2 protein-coding genes are annotated in these 2,255 nt (G+C 75.7%); both read left to right on the top strand.

The annotated features are described in order from the left end of the window. On the top strand, positions 1-1,039 hold a 1,039-nt coding region (locus I5E_RS04525), incomplete at its 5' end, for an LpqB family beta-propeller domain-containing protein (RefSeq protein WP_022905941.1). Between the two features lie 94 nt (positions 1,040-1,133). Continuing rightward, positions 1,134-1,949: a ComF family protein gene (locus tag I5E_RS04520; RefSeq protein WP_022905940.1), complete on the top strand. Its 816-nt coding sequence runs from the start codon at positions 1,134-1,136 to the stop codon at positions 1,947-1,949. The last annotated feature ends 306 nt before the right edge of the window (positions 1,950-2,255 follow it).

Genomic DNA, 2,255 nt, shown 5'->3' with positions numbered 1-2,255 from the left:
GGACTGGCTCAAGGGGGCCGTGGTGTCCGCGTTCCCCGAGGGCACGCAGCTGTCCCTCAACGCCGTCACCGTCGAGAGCGGGACGGCCCTCGTCGACCTGTCGAGCGACGCCCTCGGTGCCAGCAGCGAGGCGAAGGCCCGGATGCGCGAGCAGCTGACCAAGTCGCTCGCCTCGGTCGCCGCGGTGTCCTCCGTCGACATCACGGTCGAGGGCGGACCGTTCTCCATCCCCGACACCGGCGGCGTCGACGCCCAGCAGAACCCCGACGTCGACGCCCGCCCGCTCGTCGACGAGGACGGCACCGTCGGCTACTCGGCGCTCGGCGGCGGCAAGATCGCCCAGCTCGGCGGCGGGATGGGCACCGAGATCGGCGACCTCCGACCGTCCTCGTTCGCCCTGTCGGCCTCCGGCACCGCGGCCGTGGTCGGGAACGGCGACGGGGTGACGGTCGTCCGCGGCCGCACCCACCTGCGTGTCGACGCGACCGACGGTCTGGTGCCGCCGTCCATCGACGACCTCGGCTTCGTCTGGGTCGCGTCCGAGGACGACACCCGCCGCGTGACCGCCTACGGCCTCGGCGGCGACCCGCACGAGGTCTCCACGACGCTCCCGGCCGGCGACCTCGTGTCCTTCCAGGTGTCCCGCGACTCCACGAGGGCGCTCGCCCTCATCGAGACGAACGACGGCCCGAGCCTCTACGTGATGGCCATCGTCCGCGGCGCCGATCGCACGCCGACCTCGCTCGGATCGCCGGTGCGCGTGCAGGCCGCCACCGGGAACGCCGTCGGCGCTGCCTGGATCAGCGACTCCGACGTCGCCTCGGTCGGGCAGACGACCTCGGGCCCGGACGTCGTCCGCTCGACCATCGGTGGGCAGTCGAGCACCCTGCCGAAGCCCGACGGCCGGGCGACCCAGATCGTCGGGGGGAGCGGCGGCTCCATGCTCCTGCGGCTGTCCGACGGCTCCGTCCTGCAGTCGACCGGCGGCGGCTGGGAGACGACGGGGATCACTGCGGACGTCCTCGGCGTCCAGCGCTGACGTCGGTCCTCCACAGGGCGGCGGTCCGGGAGGCGCGTCCCCAGCCCGACAGACCGGTGCCCGCCCGGCGGTGGGTCGGGTCAGGATCGGGGGCATGACGAACACCGATCGCGCCGGCCCGGAGCAGGGTGCCGCGGGTGCGGCTGGCGCTGCGGCTGCGGCTGGCGCTTGGGGTGCGGCTGGTGCCGCGGGTACGGACGGCGCCGTCGGCGTCGCGCGGCCCTGGCGGGACGCGCTGCTCGCGGTCGTCGGGCTCTTCCTGCCGGTGGCGTGCGCCGGGTGCGGCCGGCCCGACCGTGCCCTCTGCATGCCCTGTCGGCAGGTCCTCGACGCGATGCCCGGTCGGGTGCGCCTCGTCGCGGGGGTGCGGCTGGACGCGGCCTTCGAGTACACCGGGCTCGTCCGGACGATGCTCCTCGAGCTGAAGCTCCGCGGGCGCGTCGACCTCGCCGGACCCCTCGGCGCGCGGTTCGGCGGGCTCGTGCGGACGGCGCTCGCCGAGGCCGGGCCGGGCGCCGTGCTGCTCCGGGTCCCGCCCTCGCCCCGCGGGGCCCGGCGCCGGGGGTTCGACCCGGTCGTGCTCCTGGCGGCGCGCGGGGGCGTCCGGCGTCCGCGGGCGCTGTCGCGGGTGCGGTCCCGTGCGTCGTGGGGGCTCGGTGCCGGGGACGCGCCCGGGGGAGCCGTGGGCGCGGGTGGTCGGGCCGGCGCCGGGCAGAAGGAGCGCAGCGCGGTCGAACGGGTCGCGGCGACGGTCGGCACCCTTGCGGCCGAGGGCGTCGCCGGTCGGCCGGTCGTCGTGGTCGACGACGTCGTCACGACGGGCGTCACGATGGCCGAGGCCGTGCGGGCCGTCCGCGCCGCGGGTGGTCGGGTCGTGCGGTGCGTCGCCGTCGCCAGCGTCGACGACTGACGGGCGACGGTCCGGCACCAACGAGCCCCGTGTCCGGTCCCGAGTCCAATCCCGTGTCCGTGCCCGTGCCCGGGTCGCTCGCCGGCGGCGCGTCCACATCGGTGAACGCTCGGTGGCCACTGTGTGTCCGGTGGGTGTCCACGCGACTCACCGACTTCGCGTGACGCCCGGGGGTCACCGGGTCTAGCCTCGCGTCAAGGCGTTCAGGATCGCCGGATGGAGGCGACGCGCTGAGTCTGGATGGGAGCCGCCACATGGACGTGACGATCACGGGCCGGAACATCGGGGTCACCGACCGATTCCGCA

This window comes from Curtobacterium sp. B18 (assembly GCF_000333375.1).
In the GTDB taxonomy this organism is placed as follows: domain Bacteria; phylum Actinomycetota; class Actinomycetes; order Actinomycetales; family Microbacteriaceae; genus Curtobacterium.
The sequence above is the reverse complement of the archived record's forward strand: the minus strand, read 5'-3'. Positions and strand labels throughout refer to the sequence as shown.

Coding starts and splice junctions, on each gene's coding strand:
- I5E_RS04520 (WP_022905940.1), top strand. CDS start 1,134: ATGACGAACACCGATCGCGCCGGCCCGGAGCAGGGTGCCGCGGGTGCG.